The organism is uncultured Chryseobacterium sp. (genome assembly GCF_913776365.1).
Classification (GTDB): Bacteria; Bacteroidota; Bacteroidia; order Flavobacteriales; family Weeksellaceae; genus Chryseobacterium.
This window is the reverse complement of record NZ_CAJYMO010000105.1, coordinates 1-3,800: the sequence shown is the minus strand read 5'-3', so window position 1 is coordinate 3,800 and position 3,800 is coordinate 1. Positions and strand designations below refer to the sequence as shown.

4 protein-coding genes and 1 pseudogene are annotated in these 3,800 nt (G+C 45.0%); all 5 read left to right on the top strand.

Annotation, left to right across the window (positions count from 1 at the left end):
- Nucleotides 1-235 (top strand): annotated as a pseudogene (locus QZ735_RS05155) (glycosyltransferase); the annotation flags it as partial.
- Between the two features lie 71 nt (nt 236-306).
- Complete coding sequence (locus QZ735_RS05150) at nt 307-660, top strand: hypothetical protein (RefSeq protein WP_294245120.1); 354 nt, start codon at nt 307-309, stop codon at nt 658-660.
- A gap of 29 nt (nt 661-689) precedes the next feature.
- Nucleotides 690-1,046, top strand: coding sequence for a hypothetical protein (locus QZ735_RS05145; protein WP_294245117.1), 357 nt, complete (start codon nt 690-692; stop codon nt 1,044-1,046).
- Nucleotides 1,047-1,175: 129 nt separating this feature from the next.
- Entirely contained in the window at nt 1,176-2,579 is a 1,404-nt protein-coding gene (gene lpdA, locus QZ735_RS05140; RefSeq protein WP_294245115.1) for a dihydrolipoyl dehydrogenase, read from the top strand.
- Nucleotides 2,580-2,668: 89 nt separating this feature from the next.
- Entirely contained in the window at nt 2,669-3,532 is an 864-nt protein-coding gene (locus QZ735_RS05135) for a DUF4476 domain-containing protein (RefSeq protein WP_294245113.1), read from the top strand.
- Nucleotides 3,533-3,800: the final 268 nt, after the last annotated feature.

Sequence of the window (3,800 nt, the reverse complement as noted above, 5' to 3'; positions counted from 1 at the left end):
CCTGGCCAATAACTGTCCGGGAGGAATCAATGAAATCATACAGCATGGCATAAACGGTGAGGTCTCCAATATCGAAGACCATGAAAACTTTTCCCGGCAGATCGTCAGGATCCTTCATGAAAGCCATCATCAGGACGGGGTGAAAAATGCAATCCGCTCTAGATTTTCAAAGGACCTCATCCTGGATCAGTATGAAGCTGTATTGCTGGATCTGGTCAAAAAGCAGCGTTCTTAACGGAACAGTATGTCGTAACATTATATTTTCTTATTTTTGGATGTTTTTAACGTTCTCCAATCAATTCATTCATGGAAAAAATCCTTAAGCTGGGCTGTGCCTGCGAAAAACCAGGCTCCGGTTATACCGAATTCAGAAGTTCAACCATCGGAACGGATCACACCGGCAGCAGGCATGCTGAGGTCAGCACCCAGCAATGTAAGCTTTGCCAGCGGATCTGGATTGTCTATACAGTACCCGTACAAACGGGCGATCAACAGGGTATGCTAAGGTGGTTCAAGGGAATTGTCTCCAAGAAAGACCGCCCTTATATCACGCCGGAAAATGCACTGGAACATCTGGAGAGCCTGGAATGGTATGTTTACGGAGAAACCCGGCCGGAGAGCACCGCCGCATTCGGAGAGGGAAAAATCAATTTGAATTAAATTACATTTTTCAGTCTACTGATACTAAGATGCACCCATTCGATGAGTTAAGGCGGAACCGGTTTATCAGGAAACTGCGCTCCACGGCCATTGCCATTACCACCCGCCGGATCGGGCCGCATGAAGGATACGCTAAAATGAATTATCTCATCGGAAGGATAGAGGATATCCTGCCCTTGCAGGAAATACATCTTGAGGTCTGCAGGAAATATGATCATGAAATAATGAATTATCCGATAGGTGAGGAAAGGCAGCATTATAACAAAGAATATCTTGCTGCACTTGATCTGAAGCTTGCTGTCATCGACAGGAAATATCAGGAAATGCTACAGGAAAAATGCCTTGAGATCATTGAAAAATTTAGTGATATCAAAGATCGGTGTTAAAAATCAATCCCTTCAGTTTGCGCTTTGGATTACTGCTAAAGTTTGACAAATCTCACTTTCCCACTTGGTAATTAATCGTTAAATTTGTAAGCAGTAAGAAAGTTATTAATAAAAAAATTCATAAATAACATGAGTCAATTCGATGTTACCGTTATCGGTTCAGGTCCTGGCGGTTATGTGGCTGCCATCCGTGCCGCACAATTAGGATTCACAACAGCCATTATTGAAAAATATCCTACGTTGGGAGGAACCTGCCTGAACGTGGGATGTATTCCTTCAAAAGCATTGCTGGACAGCTCCGAGCACTTTGAAAACGCCAAACATAATTTTGCTTCCCACGGAATCATTATCAATGAACCTCAGGCCGATATTGCCAGAATGATCGAGCGTAAGAACGAAGTGATCAAGCAGAATACAGACGGCATCAGCTACCTGATGAACAAAAACAAAATTACCGTTTTTGAAGGGGTAGGAAGCTTCGAATCTGCCACCGGGATCAAAGTAACCAAAAACGACGGTTCCACAGAAACCATCGAATCAAAATATACCATTATCGCTACCGGTTCCAAACCGACCAGCTTACCTTTCATCACACTGGACAAGGAGAGGGTGATTACTTCCACGGAAGCGCTGAACCTGAAAGAAATCCCTAAGCACCTGGTAGTAATCGGCGGCGGGGTCATCGGTCTTGAATTAGGTTCTGTCTATCTGAGACTTGGCGCCCAGGTAACTGTGGTTGAGTTCATGGACAAAATTATCCCGGGAATGGACGGTGCGCTGAGCAAGGAGCTGACTAAAGTCCTTAAAAAACAGGGAATGAAGTTCATGCTTTCGACCGCTGTCTCCGCTGTGGAAAGAAACGGCGACTCCGTAAAAATTACGGCAAAAGATAAAAAAGGCGAAGAAGTAACCGTAGAAGGGGATTATTGCCTGGTATCGGTAGGAAGGAGGCCTTACACAGACGGCCTAGGACTGGAAAAAGCCGGTGTGGAGCTGGATGAGAGAGGAAGAGTAAAAGTAAACGACCATCTGCAGACCAACGTATCCAACATCTATGCGATCGGTGACGTTATCAAAGGGGCCATGCTGGCTCACAAAGCTGAGGAAGAAGGGGTATTTGTAGCGGAAACCCTGGCAGGGCAGAAGCCGCATATCAACTACAACCTGATCCCGGGAGTCGTATACACATGGCCGGAAGTAGCCGGTGTAGGCAAAACCGAAGAAATGCTGAAAGAGGAAGGCGTGGCCTATAAAGTAGGCTCCTTCCCGATGAGAGCCCTGGGAAGAAGCCGTGCCAGCGGTGATGTGGACGGATTGGTAAAGATCATCGCTGATGAAAAAACCGATGAAGTGCTGGGAATGCATATCGTAGGTGCAAGAGCGGCCGACCTTATCGCAGAAGGTGTGATCGCCATGGAATTCCGTGCCAGTGCCGAAGATATCGCCAGAAGCTCCCATGCGCACCCTACTTATGCGGAGGCCATCAAGGAAGCAGCCCTGGATGCTACGGCGAAAAGGCCGATCCATATGTAATATCTTTTGTAAAAAGACATAGAACCATAAAGAGGAGCCTGAAAGGGTTTCTCTTTTTTTGTATCTTTCCGTCTATAAAAAATCGATTGATGAGATATATTCTGATGAGCCTGTTGCTCCTGACAGGAATGAATGTGTTTTCACAGGAAGCCGGAAAAGCAGGCGAGCGCCTGAAAAACGAAGCCTCCGGTACTGAACTGGGATCTCCGGATTCCGGGGTGAAGATTCAGAAAAACAATACCCGTATTCCTGAATTCAGGAACCGTGACGGCGGAGGATCCGGGATGAAAAACCCGTCCTATCAGTGGAACCCGGATTATGGATATTCCGAAGTATTCCTCAGGATTCCGGAGCAGGGACTTTTCAGTGTTGAAATCGCAGATCAGTACATGTCCAACAATTCCGGGCGGTACCGGTTCTTTGATCTGCCGGCAGGAAGAATCCCGGTTTCCATTTATGAAGGCGGGCATCTCCTGTACAGAACCACTTTAAACGTCCGGAATAACAGCAGGATGGTCCTGGATTTCTTTACAACGGAAGGCCTGTACCTTCTGGATGCCTATCCCGTACCGAATCAGTCCTACGGTTTCAACAACTGGAATGAAGTATGGAACAATCCGTACGGAAGCCCGGGAGACTGGAATGAAAATGTAAATTATCCAAATGTTATGGACCGGCAGGATTTCCAGCGGTTTCTGGAAGCCATGAAAAAAGAGGCCTGGTTTGACGAGAAAAAAACAGCCTTTATCCAGGCGCAGGGCAAACATGCCATGTTTACATCAAGGCAGATCAGCATTCTTGTAAAAGACTTAAGTTTTGATAAGAATAAAATTGCATTGGCTAAGCTGCTGTTCCCGAAGTGTGTCGACAAACAAAAATATTATCTGGTAGGGGAAGCACTGGATTTTGAAAGCAGCAGGCGGGAAGTGATGGATTATATTTCCAATCTCTAATCTTGCAAACGCAGAAAGAGGTCACCGGTAAGTGGCCTCTTTTTTTACGGTAGAATGAGTAACTGAGTTGGAAAATAATAGGTCCGGAAAGAAAAAGCGGAAGGAGGAAAATCATTTTTCCACATGAAAATCCGGGATATTTAATCATGTATTTTATGACAACCCGATAAATCCAGGAAAAAAAAGATGCAAAATTTACCGACAAGTAATTTTTTTTAAATCTTATTCCGTTAGTTTTTTTGATATATATATATATATATATATATAT